The sequence below is a fragment of the Amphritea sp. HPY genome (genome assembly GCF_050870985.1).
GTDB lineage: Bacteria > Pseudomonadota > Gammaproteobacteria > Pseudomonadales > Balneatricaceae > Amphritea.
The window spans coordinates 2,538,285-2,565,024 of record NZ_CP194015.1; the positions used below are offsets into that span (position 1 = coordinate 2,538,285).

At 47.9% G+C, this 26,740-nt stretch carries 24 protein-coding genes; 16 read left to right on the top strand and 8 right to left on the bottom strand.

Translation table 11 applies throughout. From position 1 onward, the window contains the following. Nucleotides 1–211 precede the first annotated feature (211 nt). The 9 genes from ACQUQM_RS11380 to ACQUQM_RS11420 all read left to right on the top strand — a co-directional run bounded on the left by ACQUQM_RS11380 (nucleotide 212) and on the right by ACQUQM_RS11420 (nucleotide 9,136). Nucleotides 212–388 (top strand): LPD1 domain-containing protein, encoded by a 177-nt coding sequence (locus ACQUQM_RS11380; RefSeq protein ID WP_432474622.1) that lies wholly within the window; start codon nucleotides 212–214, stop codon nucleotides 386–388. Between the two features lie 289 nt (nucleotides 389–677). Further along, nucleotides 678–1,373 (top strand): rhomboid family intramembrane serine protease, encoded by a 696-nt coding sequence (locus ACQUQM_RS11385; protein ID WP_432474623.1) that lies wholly within the window; start codon nucleotides 678–680, stop codon nucleotides 1,371–1,373. 914 nt (nucleotides 1,374–2,287) lie between these two features. Then, nucleotides 2,288–2,650 (top strand): hypothetical protein, encoded by a 363-nt coding sequence (locus ACQUQM_RS11390; protein ID WP_432474624.1) that lies wholly within the window; start codon nucleotides 2,288–2,290, stop codon nucleotides 2,648–2,650. Between the two features lie 16 nt (nucleotides 2,651–2,666). Next, complete coding sequence (locus ACQUQM_RS11395; RefSeq protein ID WP_432474625.1) at nucleotides 2,667–3,125, top strand: PilZ domain-containing protein; 459 nt, start codon at nucleotides 2,667–2,669, stop codon at nucleotides 3,123–3,125. Nucleotides 3,126–3,555: 430 nt separating this feature from the next. After that, the gene (gene dctP, locus ACQUQM_RS11400; protein ID WP_432474627.1) at nucleotides 3,556–4,575 is read left to right on the top strand and encodes a TRAP transporter substrate-binding protein DctP; all 1,020 of its coding nucleotides are present in this window, start codon (nucleotides 3,556–3,558) and stop codon (nucleotides 4,573–4,575) included. Between the two features lie 114 nt (nucleotides 4,576–4,689). After that, entirely contained in the window at nucleotides 4,690–5,358 is a 669-nt protein-coding gene (locus ACQUQM_RS11405; protein ID WP_432474629.1) for a TRAP transporter small permease, read from the top strand. A 3-nt stretch (nucleotides 5,359–5,361) separates the two neighbouring features. Continuing rightward, nucleotides 5,362–6,663, top strand: a complete 1,302-nt coding sequence (locus ACQUQM_RS11410; RefSeq protein ID WP_432474631.1) for a TRAP transporter large permease — start codon at nucleotides 5,362–5,364, stop codon at nucleotides 6,661–6,663. 232 nt (nucleotides 6,664–6,895) lie between these two features. After that, on the top strand, nucleotides 6,896–8,425 hold the full coding sequence (gene mmsA, locus ACQUQM_RS11415; RefSeq protein ID WP_432474632.1) for a CoA-acylating methylmalonate-semialdehyde dehydrogenase: 1,530 nt from the start codon (nucleotides 6,896–6,898) through the stop codon (nucleotides 8,423–8,425). A gap of 207 nt (nucleotides 8,426–8,632) precedes the next feature. Next, nucleotides 8,633–9,136 (top strand): hypothetical protein, encoded by a 504-nt coding sequence (locus tag ACQUQM_RS11420; protein ID WP_432474634.1) that lies wholly within the window; start codon nucleotides 8,633–8,635, stop codon nucleotides 9,134–9,136. 181 nt (nucleotides 9,137–9,317) lie between these two features. On the opposite strand, the gene ACQUQM_RS11425 is transcribed toward ACQUQM_RS11420, so the two are convergent. Further along, the gene (locus ACQUQM_RS11425) at nucleotides 9,318–9,659 is read right to left on the bottom strand and encodes a hypothetical protein (RefSeq protein WP_432474635.1); all 342 of its coding nucleotides are present in this window, start codon (nucleotides 9,657–9,659) and stop codon (nucleotides 9,318–9,320) included. 264 nt (nucleotides 9,660–9,923) lie between these two features. Between ACQUQM_RS11425 and ACQUQM_RS11430 the strand changes: the two genes are divergently transcribed. Continuing rightward, nucleotides 9,924–10,760 carry a hypothetical protein gene (locus ACQUQM_RS11430; RefSeq protein WP_432474637.1) on the top strand — a complete coding sequence of 279 codons (837 nt, stop codon included), beginning with the start codon at nucleotides 9,924–9,926 and terminating at the stop codon, nucleotides 10,758–10,760. A gap of 377 nt (nucleotides 10,761–11,137) precedes the next feature. Here the strand turns inward: ACQUQM_RS11430 and ACQUQM_RS11435 are convergent, their stop codons facing one another. Next, nucleotides 11,138–11,638 carry a cyclic nucleotide-binding domain-containing protein gene (locus ACQUQM_RS11435; RefSeq protein WP_432474638.1) on the bottom strand — a complete coding sequence of 167 codons (501 nt, stop codon included), beginning with the start codon at nucleotides 11,636–11,638 and terminating at the stop codon, nucleotides 11,138–11,140. A gap of 60 nt (nucleotides 11,639–11,698) precedes the next feature. Then, the gene (gene panC / locus ACQUQM_RS11440) at nucleotides 11,699–12,598 is read right to left on the bottom strand and encodes a pantoate--beta-alanine ligase (RefSeq protein WP_432474639.1); all 900 of its coding nucleotides are present in this window, start codon (nucleotides 12,596–12,598) and stop codon (nucleotides 11,699–11,701) included. Between the two features lie 1,073 nt (nucleotides 12,599–13,671). Here panC and ACQUQM_RS11445 point away from each other — a divergent pair. The 5 genes from ACQUQM_RS11445 (at nucleotide 13,672) to ACQUQM_RS11465 (ending at nucleotide 19,676) form a co-directional block, all read left to right on the top strand. Further along, nucleotides 13,672–14,781 carry an ABC transporter ATP-binding protein gene (locus ACQUQM_RS11445; RefSeq protein WP_432474640.1) on the top strand — a complete coding sequence of 370 codons (1,110 nt, stop codon included), beginning with the start codon at nucleotides 13,672–13,674 and terminating at the stop codon, nucleotides 14,779–14,781. Between the two features lie 70 nt (nucleotides 14,782–14,851). Continuing rightward, on the top strand, nucleotides 14,852–15,907 hold the full coding sequence (locus tag ACQUQM_RS11450; RefSeq protein ID WP_432474641.1) for an ABC transporter substrate-binding protein: 1,056 nt from the start codon (nucleotides 14,852–14,854) through the stop codon (nucleotides 15,905–15,907). 124 nt (nucleotides 15,908–16,031) lie between these two features. Beyond that, entirely contained in the window at nucleotides 16,032–17,339 is a 1,308-nt protein-coding gene (locus ACQUQM_RS11455) for an ABC transporter permease (RefSeq protein WP_432474643.1), read from the top strand. 60 nt (nucleotides 17,340–17,399) lie between these two features. Then, a complete protein-coding gene (locus tag ACQUQM_RS11460; protein ID WP_432474644.1) occupies nucleotides 17,400–18,248 on the top strand; it encodes an ABC transporter permease in 849 nt (282 codons plus the stop codon). A gap of 750 nt (nucleotides 18,249–18,998) precedes the next feature. Further along, entirely contained in the window at nucleotides 18,999–19,676 is a 678-nt protein-coding gene (locus ACQUQM_RS11465; protein ID WP_432474645.1) for a hypothetical protein, read from the top strand. Nucleotides 19,677–20,172: 496 nt separating this feature from the next. Here ACQUQM_RS11465 and ACQUQM_RS11470 read toward each other — a convergent pair whose 3' ends face one another. The 5 genes from ACQUQM_RS11470 to ACQUQM_RS11490 form a co-directional block, all read right to left on the bottom strand. Further along, nucleotides 20,173–20,841, bottom strand: a complete 669-nt coding sequence (locus ACQUQM_RS11470; protein WP_432474647.1) for a hypothetical protein — start codon at nucleotides 20,839–20,841, stop codon at nucleotides 20,173–20,175. 78 nt (nucleotides 20,842–20,919) lie between these two features. After that, nucleotides 20,920–21,114, bottom strand: a complete 195-nt coding sequence (locus ACQUQM_RS11475; RefSeq protein WP_432474648.1) for a hypothetical protein — start codon at nucleotides 21,112–21,114, stop codon at nucleotides 20,920–20,922. Between the two features lie 716 nt (nucleotides 21,115–21,830). Continuing rightward, entirely contained in the window at nucleotides 21,831–23,108 is a 1,278-nt protein-coding gene (locus ACQUQM_RS11480) for an NAD(P)/FAD-dependent oxidoreductase (protein WP_432474649.1), read from the bottom strand. Then, a complete protein-coding gene (nhaC, locus tag ACQUQM_RS11485; RefSeq protein WP_432474822.1) occupies nucleotides 23,108–24,598 on the bottom strand; it encodes a Na+/H+ antiporter NhaC in 1,491 nt (496 codons plus the stop codon). The genes ACQUQM_RS11480 and nhaC overlap by 1 nt, the downstream gene beginning before the upstream one ends. A 101-nt stretch (nucleotides 24,599–24,699) precedes the next feature. Continuing rightward, complete coding sequence (locus tag ACQUQM_RS11490; protein WP_432474651.1) at nucleotides 24,700–25,659, bottom strand: ornithine cyclodeaminase family protein; 960 nt, start codon at nucleotides 25,657–25,659, stop codon at nucleotides 24,700–24,702. Between the two features lie 135 nt (nucleotides 25,660–25,794). On the opposite strand from ACQUQM_RS11490, the gene ACQUQM_RS11495 reads away from it, so the two are divergent. Beyond that, nucleotides 25,795–26,589 (top strand): AraC family transcriptional regulator, encoded by a 795-nt coding sequence (locus tag ACQUQM_RS11495; RefSeq protein WP_432474652.1) that lies wholly within the window; start codon nucleotides 25,795–25,797, stop codon nucleotides 26,587–26,589. Nucleotides 26,590–26,740 lie beyond the last annotated feature (151 nt).

Consider the following 26,740-nt stretch of genomic DNA (forward strand, 5'->3'; position numbering starts at 1 on the left):
TAGTGGCTAGAAAAGTCAAAACCTAAAACCAACCAATCGTCCTTCCCTGTGATTGCTAACTTGAGAAACAATAAAGACTGATAAATTTAACGAGTGTGTTGCAACGACCCACTGAACCCACAGCCAAATCCGGACTTTTAGGGGGCGCTAATATAGCATTGCTCCTGCCAACCCTCAGTTCCAATAGCGTACGCTGAATGTTTACCTATCCGTGCAAGTCGATAAAACACTGGGCCGTGTTTACTACAGCCAACCGGAAGAAATTTGTGCACGGGCATTTGAAGCATTTATTCAAAACGCGGGCATCAGTAACAACTTTTTAGTGTCCGGGACGATGGCAACAGCAGAAGCGCTAAAAGGGCTGTATCCGATGGGGGAAGCCACGTGAGCGTATTAATGTCGCTTTTACGGATTACTTTTCCTGTTTAGGTATCCCATTAATAAAGGGAAGTAGACAGCCTGAATAGGCTAGCGACTAGAGGGTTGGTTTAGCAAGGCGGCAGTTACTGCATCGCTTCGTGGCTGTAGAGGCGTGTCTCTCTGGTATCTCAACTGCCCGCATAAGCACGCCGCTGATTTTGAAATAACGGCTTGTTAAGATATCCTGAAAGGCCACCACTGAAACGATACAGGGCACCTTCATGCAAACCGATTAGCCGCATCAGGATATGGCAGATATGAGCAATAACACCTCGCTCCAACGCAGTATTATTATTGCCGGCACCTTTGTCGTCTTAATCTGGTGGATCAAGCTGTGTGAGGTGCTGTTTGGTTGGAGCCTATCTCAGTTGGGCGTTTACCCTCAGGCACCCAGCGGACTCATCGGTATTGTCACTGGGCCGCTTATCCATAGTTCATGGCCACATTTGATAGCCAATACCCTCCCCATCCTGCTGCTGGGTAGCATCCTTATTTACGGTTACCCCAAGTCGCGTTGGTGGGCCCTATCTATTATTTGGCTATTATCGGGTGTAGGAGTGTGGCTGTTTGGTCGCGAGAATTACCACTTAGGTGCCAGTGGCTTAGCCCACGGCATGTTTTTTTTCCTGTTTATCAGCGGCATTTTACGGCGAGACAAACGCTCCATTGCGCTATTGATGATTGCCTTTTTTATGTATGGCAGTATGTTGCTGACCATCCTTCCCCGAGAGCCGGGAATCTCCTATGAATACCATCTGTTTGGAGCCCTCGGAGGCGTACTCAGTGCCATAGGCTTTCGCCACTGGGACCCCAAGCCGCCACGTAAAATTTATTCTTGGGAGCGTCAACCTGATGAAGGCGACGCGTTATCCGATGAGGAAGATCCCATCATAGGTGATCAATGGAAAACCGGGGGTGACAGGGCTTCTGAAGATCAGCAACATAACGACTAGAACTCCACTCTACTGAATCCCTTTTAGTCGTTGACCGGATGACACTTCAATATCGGTAAATACCCCTAAACCCATTTGATGGTAGCCGTTAACTCACAGAGCTTCGTCATCTTGTGCTGACTCGCCTCCAGCCTACGCTTCATATGATGTTCTTGTTCATCAGCTCGCAGTTTTGCGTTCCGGTTTCCTCCAGACCAAACCTCGCGGTCAAACCCTTGCCGTTCGCTAGTAGTTAACATCTAATGACGATACAAATCGCTATGGATGGTGACCTTACTACAGAGGACTTTCACCTCATTAGTTCATGCCCATGCTGGGCGTACACCAGGCCAGTCAGCAGGACCGCCAACTCGCCGCTTCGCCCTGTTTCGTAGGCCTCTGCTGGCGGCGTTATGCTGATTCGTGAGTGTCTGCTTTGTATTGTGATCTCAATGGGTCGTCGCAACACATGCATTAAATCTATCAGCCGGGGTCTCATAAGCCAAAGCCACTTTCTTGATAACTACCTTACGAAGCTAAAATATTTCAACTACATTCTGTAGTGATCTACGAATACCGAACATTAAAAATTTACCTGTTCGGCTACCTTAAGACGGCTCCTGTTATTGTGTAGGGGAAATATTCCTGCTGCCGCATCATCACACGCTAAATTACTCCCTATCCTCATTTTGGGGAGCATCAGAAGGTGGAATTAACTAAAGCTTACTACTGTTGATTATGAGGCTGATACTAAGTAGATATTTATTACCGTACTTAGGTTTGCCTTCAGGATATCTAGTCGAAGAATGACAGCTTCAGCTCTGATGCTATTCCGGGACAATTCCAGGTTAGAAGCAACAGAAGAGAATATTCACATCACTCTTAGCGCCAACGATAGTCATTGGATTTTTCGGCAGATGATATGGAGTAATTCTATGAAAGACAGGCGTAAGCTTCCTCGTAAGTTAGTCAAACTCTGTATCGTGATCCGTCATCCAACGCTTGGCCAAATTGTTGGCCATGCCAGAAACATGTCTGAGAGTGGTGTTTTCCTTGATGTATACCAACCGGGTGTTTTTGAATGTGGCCAGATTGTGGGCGCTAACATTATCGATTGCGGTGGTATAGATATCGACCCATTGCTTTCTATGGAAGTTGTACGGGTTGAGCTAAGCGGTATCGCATTGAAATTTGTCGAAGTCAGTGAGGAAATTGTACAGCTGAAAGCATTATCCGCTTGTTGCATTGAATCACGACGCCAATTAAACGAATTATCGCCAGCAGATGGTGACACATAATAAAGGACTAGAGACTATGGCATCCGACAGAGACACTTTCGATTCACACTCAGAAATTATAGAGACGCCAGCGAGTCAATTTGTTGAGTCCACTACTCTGATCGACCTTCGGAGAAAACCCAGGTATGACACCCATCTACCGGCAGAAGCCGTTGCGATAAGTGGTGAAAAAGTGCTTGGCATCATAACCAACATTTCCCAATCCGGACTGCGGCTGGAGGGGATCCGCCAGATGGTGAAGACTTTAATCCCCTACTTCAATTACTGGGATAAACATTTACCTGTCACATTCGGGGTCAATTTCACAATTCCCATATCTTCCTGTCACTCCAAGGAAGTACGGATTAAGTGCCGCGCCGTCTATACCAAGCAGACAACAGAGGACATATATCAAATAGGCGTTCAATTTGTCGCGTTCGATGAAGGTAGCTGTGCATTAGATGATTATTTAACAGACAGAGCCACACATGGCTGATACCTCAAGGTTGAATCAACAGCTCTGCTAAAGTCCCTTACTTGATTACCACCTTACGCAGCATAAATATTTCCGACACGCTCATAGTTTAAAAAGAAGGTTCCTTCTAGCCACTAGCAGGAAGGCTTGCCTTCCGTTCTAACGAGCCGCGAAGCGGCGGTCTAGCCACTTGTCTACAACTACTTCATAAACAAAATTTTGTAATCACCTCCCCAAAGCCCCTGTTCTACGGCCCCTACAGCCTGGTTCTATATTTCAGATTGGCGTTGGGTCTATCTGATATTCAACAACCAAATTTATATTAAAAGCGTCCTACAAAACGATGCAGAGACTTTCGGATCGCCTCTGCTGAGTTCGGGGGTTTCAGGAGTTAACTCCAGCATCCCGTACCGGACCTGTACAAAAAAAATAACAATTAACCGAGGTTACGATGAATTTAACAACCCGCGCCAAAACCATTCTCTCCACCTGTGTGCTGTCCGCTACACTGGCACTGCCTACCATTCAAACAGCACAGGCTGCTGAAGAACTGATGCTGGCACACGCATATCCCTCAGACCATATTTTCCACCTGACTTCCACCACATTTATGGATGAGCTGAAGAAGAGTGGCGCTGATATCGAGGTCGATTACCATCCCGGTGGCTCGCTGGGTGACTGGGCTTCCCTGTTTGAGCAGAGCATGGAAGGTGTAGTGCCGATGACGATGAGCTTTGGCGCTTCAGAATACGATCCGCGCCTGGATCTGTCCTGGTTGAGCTACGTGGTAGACGACTGGAAGCAAGCTCGCGAGGTTTATGGCCCCAACGGCAAAATGACCGGTGTCTATAACGAGATCCTGAATGATCTTGACCTGGCGGTTCTGGGCGTCATTCCAACAGGTTTTGGCTCCATCGCCATGCGTAAAGGGATCGAAGAAGTACCGACCAGCTTCCCGCAGGATGGCCAGGGTATCAAAATGCGCGTACCGGCAATTCCGATCGGTATCGAACGCTATAAGAGTTTTGGTTTCACCCCGGTACCTATGCCATTCTCCGAGCTCTATACCGCACTTCAGTTAGGCACCATCGATGCCCGTGGCACAGCGCCTTCGGTTGAAATCTGGCAGATGCGCGATGTTATCGAAAGCTACATCCTGACCAAGGACTATTTCGAGCACGCTTTCTGGGTAGTCAACAAGTCCTGGCTAGAAGACCTGCCAGAGCAGGAGCGTACTAAACTGCTCGCTGCAGCAGATACCACCATGGCTAAAATCTGGGATGAGGCACAGGCGATTGATGAAGGCTTCCTGAACAAAGTACGCGGCGCTGGTGTCAAGGTAGTCGAGCTGAGCCCTGAAGACATGGCCAAAGCGAAGGAGATCCTGTACTCCAAAGAATGGCCATATATGGAAGGCATCGTAGGGCCTGAAATCATGACCATGATGCGCAATATCGCAGGCATCAACTGATCCTGACCGGTCTTAACCTTCCGGTATCTCCCGCTCTCTGCGCAATATGATCTAGCTCATAAGCCAGAGAGCATGGGTGATACCTCCCCGGCCACTCTTTTCAGGATCAGAATCATGCAACAAGAAAAAATCTCTGAACCCTTAAAATCCGTGGGTGAGGCCAAGATCTACGACTACGATCCTGATCTCAGTGCACACCCAATTCCAGCCCATCTGCACGCGATTCCAGAGCAGCCCGAAACCCGGACAGACAATCTTCTGATCCGCTTTGAGCGCCTGCTGAACTGGGTGTTCCGCATAATGATGGTGCTTGCAGGCATGGGCCTGGCGTTACTGACGTTCTCTCAGGTGATTATGCGTTATGTCCTGGAATCACCTTTCACCGGTATCGAAGAAGCATCCATACTACTTGCCGTATGGGTCTATTTCCTGGGCATGGGTTACGCCACTCGTGAACGTGAACACATCCACGGCGGCATCGTCAGCCTGGTGGTGAAAGATCCCTACAAGGTAGGTGTGATCCGCTTTATCGGCTCCATCACCTGCATGTTTGCGGCTATTCTGTTCGGCTACTTCGCCTGCAAATATGCACTGAAAGAGATCGACAAAGGTCGTGTCAGCGTCAACCTGCGCTGGCCCAGAGGTATCTGGAGCGCCAGCATGATCGTCGGCTTTGCCATGATGGTGGGCTACTTCCTGCTAGAAACAATCAATGAATTCCGCGATTTGCGCAGCCAATCCCGTAGTTACAAGTCTCGCAAACGTGATACTCAGGAGGTGTAAACGATGACGTTATTTCTTATTTCGATGCTTATTATCATCGCCCTGATTCTGATAGAAATACCTGTGGCGTTTGCCTTTGGCATCGGTGCCGTGCTGTTTGCGTTCACCACCGGTAACAATATCTCGTTCCTGATTCCGCACGGTTTTAAAACTGCCAGTGGTTTCGCCCTGCTTGCACTACCGTTGTTTATATTCGCAGGCTTGTTGATGGCCGAAGGTGGCATTTCTGAGCGCCTGTTAAATTTCGTTAACTCCATCGTGGGCCGAATCAAAGGCGGCCTGGGTGCGGTAACCGTACTGACCTGCGCTTTATTTGGAGCGATCTCCGGCAGCTCCTCTGCAGCTATCGCAGCAGTTGGTCAGATTATGATTCCACGCATGGTGCGTGAGGGTTATCCGGAAGGTCATGCTACCGCATTGGTCGCGTGTTCCTCGGTACTGGCACTGCTGATTCCGCCGAGCATACCGATGATTGTGTTTTCCATCACCGGTGGTTTATCAGTTGGCGCAGCTTTCCTGTCCACTATCGTTCCGGGCATCATGCTGACCATATTGTACTGCGCGCTGAACATCTGGTTCCTGCGTAACGATAACAACATTAAGGTAGAAAAATCGCTGCCATTTAAACAGGCTGCTAAGGGAGTAGTAAAAAGTGGTTACAATGCGGCCTTCGCCCTGCTTATGCCACTGATCATTCTAGGTGCTATCTACAGCGGTATCGCTACCCCAACGGAAGCCGCGGCAATTGCCGTAATCTATGCGATTCCGGTGGGTATGTTTATCTACAAGGGTATGTCCCTGCAGAGCCTGAGCGCGGTGACCGTACGTGCAGTCACAATGACCGGATCCATCATGGCAGTGCTGTTCTTCCTGTTCATCATGAGTCGCGCGATGATCCTGGAGCAGGTTCCACGTGATCTTGCACTGGCCCTGTTAGAGATCTCAGATAACAAGTACGTCCTGCTACTGCTGATCAACCTGCTGTTGCTATTGATTGGCATGATCGTCGATGACATCTCCGGCAGCGTGCTGGCAGCGATTATCTTCCTGCCTATCATCAACGAACTGGGCATCGATCCGATCCACTTTGCCGCAGTTGTGGGTGTTAACTTAGGCTTAGGTAACGTTTCACCACCCTGTGCGCCGATGCTCTATATGGCCGGCGGAGTGGGCAAGTTGTCATTGGACCGCTACATCACCCCTACGTTGAAATTTCTCTGCCTCGGCCACCTGCCGATGGTATTCCTGGTGACGTTTGTACCGGAACTGTCACTTTTTCTGCCGAAACTGTTGATGGGCTATTAGAGGCAAGACGTCGCGAGCACTTTACATCTGCGACCTTTCAGCCCCTTGAAAACAGGGGCTTTTTTTAATCTTTTATAAGCACCGATCATCTGCTGGTTCGCTGTTCTATTCAGTAAGCTGCGTTGGAACTACAAAATGACAACCCGTGGATCTACGGCTGTTGTTAGCAGCAGATTTATATTGATCCTATGCGAAAGCAATCTCAATCAACCCGATAAACTGGACCTTACAAATGACCTCATATATCAAAATAAAAAACCATATCAACGGTCAGTGGCTGGACGAAAGCAACGGCCAGTACGAACCATTGAAAAACCCTTCCACCGGTTCAGTTATTGGTGAAGTGCCAATATCTTCTGAAGAAACCTCACGTCAGGCAACAGCGGCTGCTGCCGAAGCCTTCCCGGCCTGGAGTGCTACACCGCTGCCGAAGCGGATGAACTACATCTTCGATATGCAGCAGGCGATGAAAGATAACCTGGAGATGCTGGCGGAAGCGATCGCTATCGACCAGGCTAAGCATATCGCTGAAGCCCGCGGTGAAGTGGGCCGGGTTATCGAGATCCTGCAGATGGCCTGCTCTATTCCGGCCACCATTCAGGGTGAAACGGTGCAAGGCATCGCTAACAACATCAACGGCCGCCTGATCAAGGCACCACTGGGCGTATTCTGCGGTGTTGCTCCGTTCAACTTCCCGGCACTGGTATTCGGCTGGTTTATCCCGTTCGCTATCGGTACCGGCAACACCTTCGTCTACAAGCCATCTACCGAATCACCACTGTTTATGCAGAAGATGATGCAACTGCTTGTCGACATCGGCCTGCCGGACGGCGTCGTTAACATCGTCCACGGTGACCGTGAAACCGTAGAAGCCTGGTACGAAGATGACAATGTTGCCGGTGTTTGTCTGGTCGGTTCTACCCCAACAGCCAAGGCTATCGCTGAAGGTTGTGGCCGCGGCGGTAAGAAGACCATGTTACTTGGCGGCGCCAAGAACTTCCTGGTAGCGATGGAAGATGCGCCGATGGACCTGATGATCGAGAACATTCTGATGTCCGGCTACGGTTCTGCTGGCCAGCGTTGTCTTGCGGTATCCAACATCGCTGTAGTGTCTGAGATCTACGATGAGTTTGTTGAGCGCCTGCTGGAAGCGTCTAAAAATATCACCGTCGGTGATGCTATGAACCCTGATGTATTTATGGGCCCGGTAATCTCTGCCAAAGCCAAAGAGCGTATCCAAAACTATATCGAAATTGGCCAGAACGAGGGTGCTACCCTGGCACTCGATGGTCGAAATCCAGATGTTGCCGATGCAAACAAAGACGGTTACTTCGTTGGCCCTACCGTATTCACCGACGTCACGCCATGTATGCAGATCGCCCGCGAGGAGATCTTCGGCCCGGTACTGAGCGTCATGAAAGTCGGCTGCATCAACGGTGCCCTGCGCATGATCAAGAATCATGAGATGGGTAACGGTGCGGTAATCTTTACCCAGAACAGCTACTACACCGAGAAGTTCATCAACGAAGCGGACGTAGGTATGGTAGGTGTAAACGTCGGTATCTGTGCGCCACACCCTTACCTGCCGTTCGGTGGTATCAAAGGCTCGCTGGTTGGTAACAACAAGGTACAGGGTAAAGACGCAGTCGACTTCTTCACCCAGAGCAAAGTTGCGACCGTCAGAGTTGTTGATCCTAAAGCGGGGAATGCGACTCCAGCAGCGACGGCTGACTCCAGTGTACGTAGCTGTGTAGCAAGCTAAAGCCAAATCGCGAATTAAAGCGGTAGATGGAAAATAAAAGGCTGATGTGTGTGCATCAGCCTTTTTTATTTCTGAGAGATACTTGGCACACAACGGACTTTCTAGCGAGCCTGTTTGAACTTCCGCTAACGACACAGAGCAGTCATTAAAGAATTGAGCTAAGCTTGACTGGCTCATACCCAAGGCGGTTACTCAGGTCTTTATGAAATGAAATATTTTCTCATTATTTTAGCTCTCCTCTCGAATAGCTCATTTGCAGGAGATATTTGCGATTTTGATTGCAAGTATCAGCGTTCAAGTCCAAAGACGATTGTTGATGATGGCAATATTTGTAGTCCAATTGAAAGAAATAAGTTTAAAGAATTTACTCGAAACTTAAAGGAAATCTACGGCACAACCCTTAAGGATTCATATTTCGAGATCGAGTGTAATGGTAAGGATTTACTGGGAATGATAGTGGATTCGCCAGCTGGATCGTACATGGCTTCATTGCACATGCAAAAGTATTTTGAAAAAGATGAAAAAATTCCAGAAATGTTCAGTCATATACTGCTGAATAAAGTAAATACCCGCAATATACTTGATCGGATTGAAATTGAGCTTGATACTGCAAGAAGAAATGACGATCTGAGAGGCTCAATTGTTGAAAAACGTCTTCTGAAAATGAAAACCAAATACACTGCCTACCTCAAAAAGTACCCTGTAGATTAGACCCGTTAGCCTTTCTCTATATGGTGTTGTTCATTTCCAGGGTAAGAAGAACAATGTCAGCTCTTGGCACAAAGCCGCCCCAGTCGATTGATCCAGCTCGACTCAGGGCGAGTTAGGTCGCTTATCGACACTAAGCGGACACTCTGGGATCAGTGACAACAGCCGCTTGTTAAAACTCACACTACTTGCTAACAATAAGTTTAACCTCTTCGGAACCTAATCTCTCAACAGACACTTTGAAACCCTTACCCCAGGTTGAGATCATAAATGCGAACATCGCAAAGAGCGTCTCATCTTCATGCATATTATGCTTTGATAGCAACGCTGCCACTATTTTCTCTGTAAGCTTTACATCGCTTTTATAGTTTTCTTTAAGGTCATCATAGGCAATCTTCAATTGCCTATATGTTTCTCGTTTGAGTAAAAATACAACCCTCCCAAACTTACGAATATACCCAAGATATACATGTGGCTGAACTTCAACGTCTGATTCTGGAACAATATATACATGTGATCTATCCATGAATGCCTCAGAATTTTTAACATTTTAATAGTGAGACCGTGCGAGCTTGGCTACCTTGCAAGCTAAGCATCACACTGTGATGCAGGATAGACTGCATAATGGCTGATTACCAAAACAGGAGTCCGCTGTTGGCACAAAGCGGACGAGCAGGTTAGTGTTACTATGGATGAATATAGGGCATTTCAAATTAATTCTAAACTTTCGGTCAAGGATATGTGCGGCCTCTTGGTTTAGCATCAATATCATCTTTTAAGGGGATCCATAATGAAAAGAGTATTACTTGGCACATTTTGTTCGATTTTAGCCGTTGGGGTTGAGGCCTCCGAACCGACTTTTGATGCAGATCTTAGTTTGTGGGGCGGATATTTTGACTATGAAGAAGATCATGTTGATGTAAGCCAAAAGCACGATAGCGTATACGGGATTGGTGCAGACCTGAGTACAGATCGCAGTAAAAAACTGTATGGGACGTTGAGCTTTGATTATGAGCATACGACATCTAAAACAGATGACAATGATCAGACCATTAGCTATACGCAACTGGCTTATATCCAACACATAGGATTAGCGGATCATAGCTGGGCAATCAATCCGTACCTTGGTTACGGTGTTAGCAAGGATAATGGTGATAACGATGATGATACTATGCCCTATCGGTTTGCTGGGCTCGGTATTACTAAAACGATTGATAAGTTTGAGATTAACGGACAATTGGGGATGGTCGATTCTGATGACAATTATGGCGAAGCCATTGAAAATGGAGTTTATGGCGGCTTAAGTGTTAATTATCAGCTGAATGATCAAGTTGCGCTGACAGGGCGTATGTTTGGCCTGAAAGGGGATCGTGATGATGACCCTACAGCTGCTGAAGCATTTGATGTGGCGGCCGGTGTAGAATATTCCCCATCGGTTCATCCCGTCACGTTCTGGGCAAATTATGATTACAGTAGCTATAACCCAGATGAATCCGATACGCCTAATATTAGTGAGGTACGCATTGGCTTGACCTACCACTTTGGGAATAAAGAAGGTATAACAAGTCGTCGCTACCTTCCTAATATAGGTCGATGGATGTCTCTATATATGAACGAAATAGAGTAGTAAGTTTCTATCCATTAAAAGCCCTGCTTGCGACACTGGTGGGGCTTTTTAAATTATACCCTGTCACCCCTAACTAGTATGTGAAAATACTATCAACAGACATGTCTGGTTCTGGCACATAGCAGCCCATTACAGACATCGTAAGTTATGCCTGCTTTCGGGAGTGTGAGTGGATGCTGAAGTCACCTTCGGGTCGATAAGAGTCTAACTGTGTTATTCAAATGAGCCTCCATTTGGAGGAATCAGATGGCTGAGAGTTATCCCTGAAAAATCGAGCCCAATGCCTCTTCTATAATTCCCCTATTAGCCCGGCCATCTTACAAGGCTCCTCCGGATCACCCGCTAATGATCCGGTAATGAATACTAACCTATGCAGTCTAGCCACCGCTTTCATTCACCCGGGTTCGCAGGTCGGCGCAGAGGGAGTCAAGATCGATAATCTCCCGACTCATCTCCCGGGTCATATTGATCATGAAAATAACAAAGTCTTCGGAGAAATTCTGACATACCTGATGAAACAGGTCGGCAGTGATACATAACACGTAGCCCTGGATTTCAGTCACCGCATCGCCACGCCTTTCATGCAGTCCGATCATACTGGCAAAGCCAAGTTGCTCACCCTCGGAATAGCTTCGCAGATAAACCCGCTCAACACCATTAAAGCGGTAGTAGCTTAATCGCCCTTCAAGCACGATATAAAAATCACCCGAGCTCTGACCCTGTTGAAATAGTTTTTCGCCCGGCAGGCTGTACCCCAGCTCTCCATTATCCAGAAGGAAGCTGATGCAATCGTTACTCAGTGCGCCAAACAGTGACAGCGAACGACATCTGCTGAGGGGAAAGCGCTCCGATACCTGTCGTGCAGTCAGTATATCCATCTCAGAGTTTCCTTTCTGCGCTGTCTTCAGCTTCTGTTATCCGACTTAGAGCCAGCGGCTTCACACAAGGTCCGCCTGCTGATTAAAGGGCTGAAAATCAGAATACAGGTCGCACAGATCAAAAGCGATATTGTCGATCAAACGCGTGCCATTCAGATTGGCTGCTGCCAAAATAGTGATATTCTGATCATCCGGCTGCACCGGCAACAGGCTCTGCTGCTGACAGATATGAAAATAATCCGGTACAAAGCCCAGCGTTGCCAGCTTCTGACTGGCCTCTGATTCCAATCTTAGATAGTCCTGAGAACCGCTCTGTAGCTGCCTGCAAACATCAAGTAACACCTGATACAGGGATGCTGCAATCTGTAGTTCTTCCTCACTCAGATAGTTATTCCTTGAACTCAGCGCCAACCCGGAAGCTGCTCTTTTAGTAGCAACGCCGGTAATGCGGACCGGAATAGAGAGATCATTAATCACCTGTCTGACGATGGTCAGCTGCTGCCGGTCCTTTTCACCGAAGTACGCTATATCCGGTTGCACCATACAGAGCAGTTTCACAATAACTGTCGCCACCCCTTTGAAAAACTGAGGACGGCTGATACCACAATGTAACTGAGACAGCTCTGGCATATCTACAATAGTGGCAATACCTTTACCATCCGGATACATCTCTCTCACGGAGGGAGAGAACAGTATGTCGCAGCCGTGGCTGGCTAACAGAGCCTTATCATCTTCCAGTGTCCGGGGGTAGGTATCCAGATCCTCATTAATGCCAAACTGTAGAGGGTTCACGAAAATACTGACGACCACCACATCACACTCTTTACGTGCAGCTTCAACCAGGCTGATATGGCCATCATGAAGATTGCCCATGGTCGGTACAAAACCGATCTTTAACCCGCCAGCCCGGGCTTTATTTAAGCGACTACGGAGATCATCTGTTAAATTGAGCGCTTGCATCTGAATACACCTGACAAAATCATCAAAAGGTAAGCATATAGCTAAGCCGTTTTAATCAAAGTACCAACGTTATTACACTTAAAATACCAGCTATGCCGGCTGGCCTATGAAATGCAAAAAGAGATAAAAGGCAGGTCATACAGGGCCAGCCAAGGGCTACCAGCCTTCAGGCTGTGGAAAGATATTCAGAACAAAACCACTTTTAACCGGAGAAAGTACTGCCCCCCCCCTGCCAGGCACAATAACCATTGCTGGAATGCCACTGCGCGGCGGCGTTAGAACGTCACGAAAGCGTGGCTGCCAGGGCTAGAAAAATCTAAAGTCAAAAACTTGAAAACCATCAAAATGGTGGTTTTCATTGTTTCTCTATGGCCAGATACTCAGTTTACTTACACCATTAACTGATAGCCTTCAGTTAAGTCTTTGCTTAAGTATTCCGCCCGTCGTACTTAAATCCAGCTCCTTATATCAAGGAGTTACACCGGGTAATCCGGACTAAAATAGCTGAACGATCAACTTATCTAACTTTTTTTTAGACCTTTCCATTATCAATAATTGAATTCTTATAGCTTTATTTTGAGGCATCCATCGAAGCCCTTTTTACTGCATCTGCAGTGTTGCAATAAAAAGATAAAAAACCACATAAAACAATGTAGTACATGAAACGCACCAAGTTAGTAATTGTCTTCAAAGTTGTCGCAAAGGCCCACGACAAGAGCATTTCAGGCTGGATCTAAAAAATGGGTCAGAGTTGGGTCTATAGCTTTTTTCCAGCCCGGCTCTATATTCGATCACACGCCTTTTGCAAATAAACCCTGCACAGGCCGCAGCGAAAAAACAGTGACTACAATAAAAAAGAGAGAGCTCACTATGACAAATACACCCCTTGTTACACATCCCCCCACACCTGCCCTAGTACAATCAGACCTCTTCGGTTATTGACAAAAATTCACATATAACGCTTCAATAGACTTCTTCTGCTTCGGTTAAACCTGATCCTAAGTCTCTGAAAAATTGGCTTTTACCGGGAAATATCGACGCACAGAACAGATCCAGTGTGAGGTTACGATTCAATGTTAGCAGGCAGTGAAAGTAATACCGATGATCAGTACGTCCAATTCGTTAACGTAAAGAAAAGCTATGACCAGAAAAATCTGGTGGTCAAAAACTTCAATCTTGACGCTAAAAAAGGCGAATTTGTTACGCTCTTAGGCCCCTCCGGCTCAGGTAAAACAACCTGTCTGATGATGCTGGCCGGATTCGAGGATGTCACCAGCGGCAGCATTTTGATTGACGGGCAACCGGTCACCAATATCGCCCCTTACCACCGCAATATCGGTATGGTATTTCAGCACTACGCACTGTTCCCCCACATGACCATCGGCGAAAACCTCGCTTACCCACTGAAAGTGCGCAAGATACCCGCCGACGAGGTGAAACGCCGGGTCAAAGAATCCCTGGCACTGGTCGAGCTTGCCGATTTCTCTAAACGCTATCCCGGCCAGCTCTCCGGCGGTCAGAAACAGCGTGTTGCCCTGGCCCGCTCACTGATCTTCGAGCCAAGTATCGTATTAATGGACGAACCTCTGGGCGCACTGGATAAGAACCTGCGGGAACAGATGCAGTTTGAGATAAAACGTTTGCACGAAGACCTTGGCTTTACCGCTATCTACGTTACCCACGATCAGACCGAAGCGCTGACGATGTCCGACCGCATCGCAGTCTTTAACGATGGCATCGTCGAACAGTGCGCGGCTCCAGAAATGCTTTACGAACAGCCGACAAATTCTTTTGTTGCTAACTTTATCGGTGAAAACAACTGTATTCCGGGTACGGTCACTAAGGTCGAGAATGGCCGGGCTGAGATCCTTCTGGCCGACGGAACACGTGCAACAACGGGTAATCCCAATTGTCCTCCATCAGGTGACCCCTGCATGCTGACAATTCGACCAGAAAATCTGTTTATCGCTAACGGTCAGCCTCTGGCCAACAGTATCGATGCCGAATTCACTACCCGGCTCTATGTCGGTGACTCTATCCGCTACTTCTTCAAACTGGACGGCGGAACAGAACTGATGGTGAAAACACTGAATGATAATCAGGCCCCCGTGATAGAGCACGGCGCTCGTACCCAGTTGACCTGGGACGTAACAGGCGGACTCGCCCTCGATCGTCAGGCCTGAGCCAGTAAACAATAAGGAACACAAAAAACCGTAACACCGCAGTAATAAAAAACGTAAGAGGAAAATAATAATGAAAGCACTCAAGCGATTCGGCGCGGCTCTCGCGCTTTGTACGGCGGCTTCGCCGGTCATGGCCGATCAGTTCACCGCCGTATCCTTCGGTGGCGCCTATGGAGCGGCACAACAGAAGCACATGCTCGATCCCTATATGGAGAAAACCGGGCATAAGATTTTATTCGAAAACTATTCCGGTGGTATCGCTGAAATTAAAGCCCAGGTCGAGAGTGGCAACATCCTCTGGGACGTTGTCGATATTGAAGTAATCGATCTGGAGCGGGCCTGTTCAGAAGGCCTGTTGGAAGTATTCCCGCATGATACTTTGCCACCCGGTGATGATGGCGTTGCAGCCAGTGAAGACTTTTCTCCACAAGCGTTATCAAACGAGTGTGGCGTAGGAAACATCGTCTGGACCGTTCTTTACGCATACAACAACGAAACAGTTAAGGGCGGCCAGCCAGGCACCATTAATGACTTCTTCGATACCACAAAATTCCCTGGCAAGCGGGCTCTGCGTAAACGCCCTCAGGTAAATATGGAATGGGCGCTGATCGCCGACGGCGTACCAAAGGCTGAAATTTACGATGTACTGTCAACCGATGCCGGCCAGAAACGTGCTTTCGCCAAGCTGGAAAGCATCAAAGGCGATCTGGTCTGGTTCGATAGCTGGTCTCAGGCGCCACAACTGCTGAACGATGGTGGTGCGGTGATGGTGCAGTCGGCTAATGGTCGTATCTTTGATGCGATTCAAAGCGACAAAAAACCGTTCGAAATGGTCTGGGATGGGCACATCTATGACCTGGATGTCTGGGCGATTGTTAAAGGCTCAAAAAACAAGGCGCTGGCGGAAGACTTTATCCGCTTCGCGACCAGTTCAAAGCCTGAAAGTGGCATGCAGGAAGTGGCATACGGTCCGACCCGTAACTCTTCTTACGCTTATGTAGATAAAGCCGTTATTCCTAAACTGCCTTCTGCTCACCTCGACGAAGGTCTGCAGGCCTCCGGCGAGTTCTGGGCTGACTACGGTGAGTCTCTGGGTGAGAAATTCAACGAATGGCTACTTAAATAAGCAGCCTGAGTTAACAGCTTTGATCTAATCTGATCCTCTGTCGGCTTATCCGTCGGCAGAGGTATCAGCCCCGACCTTTTCTCCGGCTTCACGCCACGGAATAATCAAAATAAGGGCTGTACTTATGCCTCAAGCCGAGCTGAACGCAGACCAGACCACGACCTCCACTAGTGGCAGGTTCGATGAGCAGGACTCAAGATCAGGTCTCACGTCTGAAGAGATGTCGCAGAGCCGAAAGATGCAGCGACGGCGTAAATTCATCGCCTTTGCCTTTGTCACTCCACTGATACTATTTGTGCTGATCGCCTTTATTGCGCCGATCGGAACAATGCTCTACCGCAGTGTTTATCACCCGACGGTCGCGCAACTGATTCCGGATACCCTGGCTGCACTGTCCGGCTGGGACGAAACAGGAGACAAACTTCCCGACGACGATGTACTGAATACTTTTACCGTTGAGCTTCGGCAACTGGCCGTAGATCGCCGCTCTGGGAAGCTCGCTGAAGAGATTAACCGGGCACTACCGGGCAGTTCCAGCGTCATTAAATCGAGCGCGCGTAAACTGAAAAAGCTCGATACCGAATTCCTTGCCAGCGAAGGCGCAGCCAAACTGCTGAGCCTCAAGCCACAATGGCAGGATGTTAAGATCTGGCGCGAGATGAAAAAATCCGGCGCAGTGTTCACCGACGGTTTCTACCTGACCGCACTGGACCTGATGCGCAGCCCCGAGGGCGCTATCGTTCCCCGGGATACCCAGATCTATATCAAGCTATACCTGAAAAGTCTGAAGATCGCCCTGATCATCACCCTGCTAACGGCGATAATCAGCTTTCCGCTATCCTATTACCTGGCCACCGCACCGGCAAAAACTGCAAACACGCTAATGGTTTTTGTACTACTGCCGTTCTGGACTTCTCTATTGGTCAGAACCACCTCATGGATCGCCCTGCTACAAACCAATGGCGTGGTAAACAGTTTCCTGAAATCTATTTATGTCATAACCGAACCCATCGAGATGCTCTATACCCAGTTCTCTACGGTGATTGCGATGACCCATATCCTGTTGCCATTCATGATTCTGCCACTGTATAGCGTGATGAAAGGCATAGATCCCAGTTACCTTCGCGCAGCAATGTCACTGGGCGCAAAACCGATTCCCGCCTTTATCCGCATCTATATGCCGATGACAATACCGGGGCTTAGCGCAGGTGCCTTGCTGGTGTTCATCATCTCTATCGGTTACTACATTACACCGGCGCTGGTAGGTGGCACCGAGGGTCAGATGGTCAGTAACATCATCGCCTTCCATATGCAGTCTTCCAATAACTGGGAACTGGCAGCGGCGCTTGGTTCCCTGCTGCTGGGACTGATTCTTGCTCTTTACTGGATCTACGACCGTCTGGTCGGGGTCAGCAACATCAAGCTGGGGTGACACTATGACATTCAATGCATATTTCACACAGAATTCGCAGCTTAGAGATGGAGCTGAATTATGAAATTTCCTAAGTACTACACTTTTTGGCAAAAAGTAGGGATGCACGGGCTGCGCCTGACCGCCTGGGGAGTACTGGCATTTCTGATGATTCCGATACTGGTAATCATACCTCTGTCATTCAATGCCGAGCCCTACTTTACCTTTACACCGGGTATGCTGGCCTTCGACGCCGATGCCTACTCGCTGAAATGGTATGAAGAGATAATCAACGACGATAAATGGATGCTGGCGATCAAGAACAGCTTCTTTATCGGCTTCTTTGCCACGGTGATCGCTACCGTGCTCGGCACCCTGGCTGCCATCGGCCTGTCCAACCCGGTAATGCCGTTCCAGCGCGCGATTATGGCAATGCTGCTGTCGCCAATGATTGTGCCGCTGATTATCACCGCTGCCGGTATGTATTTCTTCTATACCCAACTGGGCCTGTCAGGCAGTTACCTCGGCGTAATACTCGCCCATGCGGCATTGGGCACCCCCTTCGTAATCATTACCGTCAATGCGGCCCTGTCCGGGTTTGATTTTTCATTGATGCGGGCCTCTCTGGGACTGGGCGCAACCCCCAGCTACACATTCTTCAACGTGATCATGCCGCTGATCCGCCCCGGGGTAATATCCGGCGCCCTGTTCGCCTTCGTCACCTCGTTTGATGAAGTGGTAGTAATACTGTTCCTGGCAGGCCCTGAGCAGCGCACTATTCCTCGGCAGATGTTCTCGGGACTGCGCGAGCAGATCAACCCGACCATCCTCGCCGTTGCTGTACTGCTGGTCATCATATCGATGCTGCTGTTGCTGACTATCGAGTACCTGCGGGCGCGGGGGGAAAAGATTAGGACAGGCGAAGTATAAAAGCAGCGGCTAGAACGCCGCTGCGCGGCTCGCTAGAACATCACGCAAGCGTGACTGCTAGTGGCTAGAAAAATCTAAAATCAAAATCAAAATCAAAATCAAAATCAAAAATATGAAAACCGCCGGAAGGCGGTTTTTTATTTTGCTCTGGTCCTATTTATACAGCCCCTATTTATAAGCGGGTATCTGGAGCGAAGGGTGTACTGTGCAGGGGAAGGTGATCGAGTTCATAATTTTTGAAGATTATCTGCTTTTCAGCGGCCTTATAACCTGGATAGGAAAAAGATCATCAGTTACACATCACTATCCAAGAATAAGAAATTAGCTGTATTAAATATACTCAATAGATGTCGCGCCTAAGGTACAAAATATCAATAGTTGTAAGGCATTGTTTACAGTGCTGATTATATTAATAAACCCTGCATTGCAAAATAGTGCTATTAGTTTGCAAATAAATCCTAATTGTAAACTTGAGTTAACACTAACTTGTAGCTACGTGTAATCGCTATACGTAATTGACTTTTTGGTTAATGAGTTTCGACGCCGTGCTTCCAGTACTTGGGTTGATAGAAGAACACATACTTTATCTGAGACGGGGTGTAACGGGGGGGCTTTAAAATTGGGGGGGTGGGGATTGTATCTACAAGCAAGATGCTTGTTGTTCATTTTGCTAATGCATCCTCAGTATGTAGTTGGATGAATATAACCTATTGGTCGTTTTTCTATATATTCAAATAATAGGTATACAAAATGAAAGGGTTTAAACAAAGCGTTGTATCCATGGCCGTCGCAGGCTTACTATGCTCACCGGCAATCTACGCTGACAATAGCGCTTCAGCATTCACTGAGGACGGAACAGCTGTAATTGGGGCTGCAGCGGCAGTAGCAGGTCTGGTCGATGCCGATGGCTATACTAAAGTGCTGTCAACAACTCTGAAAAATTCAGGGACTCCAAAGGATCTGGTAATCGGTCTTTCTTTCGAAACCCAGCTATTTACCATGACCATGGTTCAGAGCAAGGGTGGCAATAAGAGCACCTCTACTGCAGACGCCATGATCGAGATGTATGTGACAGTAGACGGTGTAGAAGCTGCGCCTGGCAATGTTGTCTTTGACAAGCGCTACCAGGAGCTCTGGGCCAAACTGGGCGGCGTTATGGATTGCGCAGACTCAAATGATGACGGCATCATATCCTTCGATGAATGTACTCTGACCGAAGAAGAGATCGGCCTGATTCTCGATACTACCGCAGCTCACACCTTCAATTTCCTTTCATACGATATAGGATCAGGCTCTCATACCATTGAAGCCTGGGCTAGGTTGAGCAAAGGAGGCAGTGTTGTAGGCTCTGGTGATACAGGAGCCAGTGCGTCACTCGGCAAGGGAACTCTGAGTGTCTGGGAGGTCCATGGCTCTATAGCTAATTAGGCACACAGGTAAATACGGTTTTGGTCAAAACGCAAACGCTTAGACAAAACCAAAAGGGGCGGAGCTATCTTGTATCAATATGACTTAGTCTCTTTACTGTATTCGCCAATGCTTGCTCTGTATTAAAAGAGTTCAATAAAAAAAACCGCCAACAGGCGGTTTTTTTTGCACCGCGGGAATGCTTTTTCAGCCACGATCAGGAAAGTTTGTTTCAGCTCTGGTGAGCTGCAAAGCTGCTATCTATCTCTCCTGACTGAGTTTTAAATATATCCCCAGACCAATCAGCAGGCCTACTGCTGCCATCAACATCCAAACGGCATTGAGTACCTGGCCACCGTTATTGGCTAATAGCGACTTAAACATAAGCAGTAGTGATTCGATAGACACCGCGATGATGATGGCGGACATGAACCGGGTAATGGTGCGCCGCGAAGTATCGTGGTGATGAATATCCTTATTGGCCAGTACTTCCTCTTCCAGAATAGTCTTTCCCAGATCAAAAATCTGCCAAGCCTAAGGTAACAAGGATAACGATACTAAAGGCACCGGTGGTTATATCTTTTTTAAAATCGAATACCTGTATAAACGACTCTGCACCAGCGTAAAGCAGGAGCATCGAAACGACGATGAGCAAGCCACCGATCACGCCATAAACAGCCTGAAATATGGGATGGATTCTGGCTCGGGCCTGATCGCCTTTGAGGTAGGAAATAAGCCGCTGCAGGTTGTAGTTCAGTACCAGGTAGCCTTGTTCTCCGCCTTTATCATCAGTAATAACCTGCACACTGGATATCGCTAGCTGGAAGGTAGCACTTGATAGGTATGGATCGGTAACACTTACCTTGTTTTCACTCTGACGCGCGGCAACCATATAAGGGCGATGGTTTCTATCCTGCCCCTTACCAGGCTCGCGGCGCTTGCGGTAACTGACATCAGGGCTGCAAACAGTGTCCATCAACTGTACACCGTTGCAATCAAGGCTATATATCAGCTCTACAAACGGATAATGCTTGCAGAGCCTTTGAATCGCATCCACCTGATCATCCCGATTATGCATAAGCTTAAAATCGGCAATGCTGGTCATCATTGATTCCATAAGACTCTTAATCGCTTTTTCGTACTGGTGATAATGCTCAATCAGCCGCAAGTGATTATGTACGTTCATTACTACATCCCAAACAATGTATTTAAGGGTATGGCCTATAAAGCAGCATTTAAAACGCTGTTTTAAGCGGAGCAAAAGCTAGTTTGAAGAAAGCACAAAGCAGAACCTTTCAAGATCATCCAGATCATCCAGATCATCCAGTTTTGATGCAGGAACTCTGGATTTTCGATGCTGATAAAGGCTTTTTTCTTTAAGTTTTGTTTGGGAGGTGTTCTGTTCTTTTACTTCTACTACGGATTCAAGTGCCCTCTGGACGGAAGGGATCAGTTTCATTTCGATAACTCCAAATGTGAAATTTATTTTTATATTGGAGGTAAAACAATACCGCACACCCTATAGGCTTTTTCCCCTCAAAATAAGAATATATGGACAAATTGGATATTTTTCACAGATTAAAAAAGCGATCAAACACCAATAATCATAAATTAACAGGAAATTAGACCACGCCCGCATCGTTATATTTGAACAGGTCTGAAAGGATTGAGGTTTGCATAGAGAGAGCGTGCTATTTGATAGCTACGGCGGATTTTCACAACGCTAAGCAGTGCTATGCACTGCTCATGGGAAAGTATTTAAACGTAGCATCTGGAGAATGAGGTGATTATGACTCCCATCCAACGTCAACTTTTTAAAGAAGTACGCATGAGCGAGCAGAGGTTTAAATTTGGACTATACCCCTGCTATTCAGCATGCAGGAGAAGCTCATGCCCTACGACCTTATCTATCATTTGGTAAGGCACTTTATACTTAGATCCTTCGAATTTAATTACTGCATAGTCGAAACATAATTGTATTACCGTGCAATTAACAATTTTATCGCCATCAAGCACCCGTACAATATTGTAGTTACGTAAGATAACAGCCATTAGCCCCCTCCTCTATTCTACAAGTTTCTCACACCTACTTGTTTTATCAGCCATTTTGACTACTTATTGCCTCACGTATGAAAGCGCTCTTTCTTCAAAGAGGCACTGTATTGCTACAGTTGACTAGAACCTATCCACTCGAAATGGCTCACAATCGGAGGCATGCGAACTCCCCGTCATCAGACTAACCACAAGTTCTGCGCTGATTGCCGCCTGAGTCAGCCCCAGATGTTGATTACCAAAAGCAAATAACAGCTGGGAATGACATGGATGCCTGTCAATCACGGGAAGTGAGTCAGGCAGAGTGGGTCGATACCCCATCCACTCGCTAACCGGTATTGTCGGATCATTCAATCGTGATAGCAGTTTTCGACTGTGGTGATAGAGCGAATCAAAGCGCCGTTTAACAGGCTTAAGTTTTAAACCACCCAGCTCAGTCATGCCAACCACTCGCAGCCCAGAATCAAGGGGGCTCATCACAAAGCGGCGTTCTGCAGATCCTATTGGGTGATTCAGCCTGATATCCTTTGCATCAATGGTAAGATGGTATCCCCGCTCCGCTTCCAGTGGCACTTTTAAACCAACGCCCTTTAATAGCTGCTTACTCCATGCACCGGCACAAATAATAGCGCGATCGAACTCAAGTAACTCCGTCTCAGTTTGAATTGATATGCCCTTATCTTCAGGTATTAAGTTATTAACACCTTGCTGAATAAACACTCCTCCACGCGCCAGAAAGGCTGACAAAAGAATCTTACACAGCTGATAAGGCTCTCTCACACGGAAGGCTTCAGGAAAGAACAGGGCGTGGCTAAGATTTTCTGCCAGCTCGGGCTCCAGCTGCTCTAATCTCTTGCCTTGTACCAGCTCGGTTTTAACTCCCCATTGCGCCATATAAGCGGCATGCGTCTTGGCATCCTCAAGCTTATCAGCCGATTCCCAAACAAGCAGGTAACCCGAATTCACCAACTGCTCTGTAGCACCGATATCTGTCAGGCAGCGTTTCCAGGCAGGAACCGACGCCTGATTCAGCTGATGTAGTGCTTTACGGCCATAATCAACTGTATCCGGACGGGCAGCCCATACAAAACGAACCAGCCAGGGCAGGATACGATGCATATAAGAGAGAGGCAGCGACAGCGGTCCATGCGGATTAATCCACATAGAAAGAGCTGCTCGTAACGTTTTGGGGGTGGATAATGGATCAACCAGTTCGGTTGCCAAATACCCCGCATTACCAAAAGATGCGCCTAGCCCAGGCTCATCCCGGTCTATCAGTGTTACCTGAAAACCACTTCGCTGTGCTTCAAGAGCGGTACAAAGACCAACAACCCCGGCGCCAACGACAGCAACCGTTTTTGGTAAAGAGTCAGTTGTGTTATCAGAACCGGGGGGTTGCATCAGGCGACTCCTTCAGCTTTTTGCTCTACACCAACACCTTCGCTTCGTGGACCTGATTCCATTGCGGACTCTGATACCTCAGCACGCCTGGAGAACCATCCGGTTTGCGCGTAAAAGATGCCTATTACAGGAGATAACCAGCAGGCAAATGCCAGTGGAATGTACAGTAATGCACTATAGTCACCGGAAGTTACGGTTAAGCCCAGGGTGCCCATTACGAAAGCACCACCAGCATTCCAGGGGATTAAGGGTGATACTAATGTACCGCCCTCTTCGATCGCACGAGACAGGTTCAGGCGACTATAACCTAGCTTGTCATATTCCGGACCATACATACGACCAGGCAGTGCTATGGAAAGATATACATCACCAGACACAGCATTGGTTGCTACAGATGTAAGGATAGCGCTAGTCTGTAGACCCCGGAAGCCTTTAGTCATGCTAAGTATCGCCCTCACAACCGCTTCCAGACAACGAGTACGCTCCAGGGCACCACCAAATGCCAGGGCAAACATCATCAGGGTAACAACCCAGGTCATTGAGGAAACTCCGCCCCGGTTCAATAAGCTATCCAAAGATGCAGTACCAGTACTGATTTTGAAACCACTGTGTGCAAAGGTAAGTACTTCATTCAAGTTATAACCATAATTAAATACCGCAACCACCGCGCCAAGAATAAAGCCGATAAATAGCGCCGGAATAGGTGATATTTTGAAAAATGCCAACGCCATCACAACCAATAGAGGTATCAGAGGTAAGAACCCCAGATCAAAATGAGTATTCAGCCCCTCTTTGAATAGTGCGATCTGTTCTAATTGCGAAGCGTCTGTCGTAGTCTGGCCACCAACAAACAGATAGATGATAAAAGCGATAATCATCGCCGGAATAGTCGTGGGCATCATATTGCGAATATGGTCGAACACATTAGATTCAGTAACTGCCGCAGCCAGGTTGGTCGTATCGGATAACGGGGATATCTTATCGCCAAAGAATGCACCGGAGACCACTGCGCCAGCCGTCCAATAAACGGGAATGCCGAACGCAGCACCGATCCCTATCAGAGCCAAACCAACGGTACCGACTGTCGTCCAACTTGTACCGATAGAGAGTGAGACCACTGAGCACAACAACATTGATGCCGCCAGGAACCAGGCAGGATCGATTAACTCCAGTCCATAATAGATCAGTAACGGCACAGTACCGCTGGCGATCCAGGTACTCACCAACATCCCCACTACAATCAATGTAGCGATCGAAGGCATTGCTACATGCAGTACATGAAATGCACCCGATTCAATATCTTTCCACCGATAGCCCTGTGACCAGCCAACCAGCGCTGTAATGGCAAAACCAATTGCCAATGCGATATGCGGCGTGAAATCGTCATAGTAAAAAATCTGAATGCCCAGTAATCCAATAGTGAGGACAATGGGAATCAACGCTACTCCAAGACTGGGAATAGCGTTGTTAGCTGAGCTGCTTTGTTTCATCATAAAACTCCGGAAGACGCAATACGCCTCATAGTTATTGTTATTTTCTGGGATAAAAAAAGGGGCTTCACTGATGGTAAAGCCCCAAAGGAGGGCCTAGCCTAGACCCGGTTTAATCGTTGATAAGCCAGAATTGCTGCTGCCAGGTCTTCTCTGGAATCGCCAACAGATTTAAAAATAGTCACAGCGCTGCGGGCATCCTTCAGGGCCGAGCGGCCAGCATGTTTACCACTACACAGTTCGGAAAACTCAGCAACAAGACTGTCTTCAGTGATAGCGCCTTCCCTGATAGGGATGATCAGATCTCCGGTTTCACTCAATGCTCCGGCACGGACATCCACAAACACAGCACCACGTTGCATAGCTGCGTTATCAGTTTCTCGCATGGCTGGTGTAAAGCTCCCCACCAGATCCAGATGTGCTCCGGGCTTTAACCAGTCCCCCAGAATCAAGGGGGCCGTTGCCATCGTTGCGCAGCTGATGATATCTGCCTGTCGGGCCGCCTCTTCAAGTTTATCCGGAGCGCAGGCTTCGGCATTGATATCTTCAGCCTGAAGCTCTGCAACCAGTACCTTCGCGGCCTCTTCGTTACGATCCCATACCCGGACAGTTTTGATCTGCCGGACACTCATATGCGCGGGTATCAACCGACGCCCCATACGGCCAGCACCAACCATCAGCAATTCGCTGGCATCACCACGGGATAAAAAATTGGAAGCCAGTGCTGAAGCGGCGGCAGTACGACGAGCAGTTAGTTCATTACCATCCAGCTGCGCCAACGGCTGACCCGTTTTACCACAGCTCAACATATAGTGGCTGCTCAGCCCGGGAATATTGCGGGCATTGTTGCCCGGGAATACATTAACCTGCTTCACGCCAATATATTCACCTTCTAACCAGGCAGGCATCAGTAACAAGGTTGCCTCAGGATCCTTCGGTACATTGATGCTGTGATGATGGCGAACAGGTGAACAGACATCGCGGGTGAAGATCTCATTCAGGGCCGCGATCAGAGCATCCCAGGGTAAGGCTTCCTGGACTTGAATGGCATTCAGTTGCATAACAGATTCTCTTATTGTTAGTCTTGCTAGCAATGGTAACGATAAGCAAAAACGTATATTTGACTGAACCTATGAAGTTATTGACTGAGACTACTAAAGTGATCGAAACGCCCTATTCAGGAGACATTTTTCTCTATGCATAGCAGTCAGGCACGGCGTAACCTGATCGCACGTCAGAGCGGTGAGCATTGCCACAAATATTCCCAGATACTTATTGGTTGGCAGGGGGAGATGGAGTGTGAATTTCGCAAAGGGGGAAGCCAGTTAAAGAAGGGTACCGTTGCCATAGTTCCTGATAAGGCAGAGCATCTTTTTAGCGGTTTGAGTGATAACAGTGAGCTGCTGGTGATCGATGTCGCCCCCGTAGACCCATACATTCAGGCACTGGAGCAGGCGTGCAACACCTCTTTCAGAGAAACACTGTTTCAACAAGCGGAATTTATTTCCCTGAATCCTGAGATGTTGCCGCTATTAGACTTTGCAGCAGGGCAACTGCTTAATGGTAAAGAGCAAACTGATCCACAGGTGAATTGCCAGCTGATATCCCTTTTTCTGACCCAGATATGTCAAGTCTATTCACCAGATTTAACCAGGCAGGTGGTGAATAAACGACTGGATGCTGCACGACTGAACGACATTATTGACCGGCGCCTGGCAGAGCCGCCAGATAACTCAGAACTGGCAAATAGATTGCATCTCAGTGAGAGTCACTTTTACTGTCTGTGTCAGCGCCAGTTTGGTATGACTCCGCAGCAATATGTGATGAATCGCCGGATGCAGCGAGCACAATTTCTGCTGCTTAACAGCAAAATGCCTTTAGCTGTCTTAGCCGCAGAATTAGGCTTCGCGGATGCATCCAGCTTTTCACGTGCTTACAAAAATCATTACCAGGAAACACCAGGCAGAGCCCGCCGGGCAATAAGAGCCTAACCAACTTGAGCGTGTTTCGGTAATAAAAAACCGCCTGCAGGCGGTTTTTATGTTTTTGACTTTAGCTTTTTCTAGCCACTAGCAGGAAAGCTTGCTTTCCGTTCTAGCGAGCCGCGAAGCGGCGTTCTAGCCACTGATTACCCGAACATAA

What these genes read in the sequence shown, in the direction of transcription:
- ACQUQM_RS11385 (WP_432474623.1), top strand. Translation starts at nt 678, where the DNA reads ATGAGCAATAACACCTCGCTCCAACGCAGTATTATTATTGCCGGCACC.
- ACQUQM_RS11390 (WP_432474624.1), top strand. Translation starts at nt 2,288, where the DNA reads ATGAAAGACAGGCGTAAGCTTCCTCGTAAGTTAGTCAAACTCTGTATC.
- ACQUQM_RS11395 (WP_432474625.1), top strand. Translation starts at nt 2,667, where the DNA reads ATGGCATCCGACAGAGACACTTTCGATTCACACTCAGAAATTATAGAG.
- dctP (WP_432474627.1), top strand. Translation starts at nt 3,556, where the DNA reads ATGAATTTAACAACCCGCGCCAAAACCATTCTCTCCACCTGTGTGCTG.
- ACQUQM_RS11405 (WP_432474629.1), top strand. Translation starts at nt 4,690, where the DNA reads ATGCAACAAGAAAAAATCTCTGAACCCTTAAAATCCGTGGGTGAGGCC.
- ACQUQM_RS11410 (WP_432474631.1), top strand. Translation starts at nt 5,362, where the DNA reads ATGACGTTATTTCTTATTTCGATGCTTATTATCATCGCCCTGATTCTG.
- mmsA (WP_432474632.1), top strand. Translation starts at nt 6,896, where the DNA reads ATGACCTCATATATCAAAATAAAAAACCATATCAACGGTCAGTGGCTG.
- ACQUQM_RS11420 (WP_432474634.1), top strand. Translation starts at nt 8,633, where the DNA reads ATGAAATATTTTCTCATTATTTTAGCTCTCCTCTCGAATAGCTCATTT.
- ACQUQM_RS11425 (WP_432474635.1), bottom strand. Translation starts at nt 9,659, where the DNA reads ATGGATAGATCACATGTATATATTGTTCCAGAATCAGACGTTGAAGTT.
- ACQUQM_RS11430 (WP_432474637.1), top strand. Translation starts at nt 9,924, where the DNA reads ATGAAAAGAGTATTACTTGGCACATTTTGTTCGATTTTAGCCGTTGGG.
- ACQUQM_RS11435 (WP_432474638.1), bottom strand. Translation starts at nt 11,638, where the DNA reads ATGGATATACTGACTGCACGACAGGTATCGGAGCGCTTTCCCCTCAGC.
- panC (WP_432474639.1), bottom strand. Translation starts at nt 12,598, where the DNA reads ATGCAAGCGCTCAATTTAACAGATGATCTCCGTAGTCGCTTAAATAAA.
- ACQUQM_RS11445 (WP_432474640.1), top strand. Translation starts at nt 13,672, where the DNA reads ATGTTAGCAGGCAGTGAAAGTAATACCGATGATCAGTACGTCCAATTC.
- ACQUQM_RS11450 (WP_432474641.1), top strand. Translation starts at nt 14,852, where the DNA reads ATGAAAGCACTCAAGCGATTCGGCGCGGCTCTCGCGCTTTGTACGGCG.
- ACQUQM_RS11455 (WP_432474643.1), top strand. Translation starts at nt 16,032, where the DNA reads ATGCCTCAAGCCGAGCTGAACGCAGACCAGACCACGACCTCCACTAGT.
- ACQUQM_RS11460 (WP_432474644.1), top strand. Translation starts at nt 17,400, where the DNA reads ATGAAATTTCCTAAGTACTACACTTTTTGGCAAAAAGTAGGGATGCAC.
- ACQUQM_RS11465 (WP_432474645.1), top strand. Translation starts at nt 18,999, where the DNA reads ATGAAAGGGTTTAAACAAAGCGTTGTATCCATGGCCGTCGCAGGCTTA.
- ACQUQM_RS11470 (WP_432474647.1), bottom strand. Translation starts at nt 20,841, where the DNA reads ATGAACGTACATAATCACTTGCGGCTGATTGAGCATTATCACCAGTAC.
- ACQUQM_RS11475 (WP_432474648.1), bottom strand. Translation starts at nt 21,114, where the DNA reads ATGAAACTGATCCCTTCCGTCCAGAGGGCACTTGAATCCGTAGTAGAA.
- ACQUQM_RS11480 (WP_432474649.1), bottom strand. Translation starts at nt 23,108, where the DNA reads ATGCAACCCCCCGGTTCTGATAACACAACTGACTCTTTACCAAAAACG.
- nhaC (WP_432474822.1), bottom strand. Translation starts at nt 24,598, where the DNA reads ATGAAACAAAGCAGCTCAGCTAACAACGCTATTCCCAGTCTTGGAGTA.
- ACQUQM_RS11490 (WP_432474651.1), bottom strand. Translation starts at nt 25,659, where the DNA reads ATGCAACTGAATGCCATTCAAGTCCAGGAAGCCTTACCCTGGGATGCT.
- ACQUQM_RS11495 (WP_432474652.1), top strand. Translation starts at nt 25,795, where the DNA reads ATGCATAGCAGTCAGGCACGGCGTAACCTGATCGCACGTCAGAGCGGT.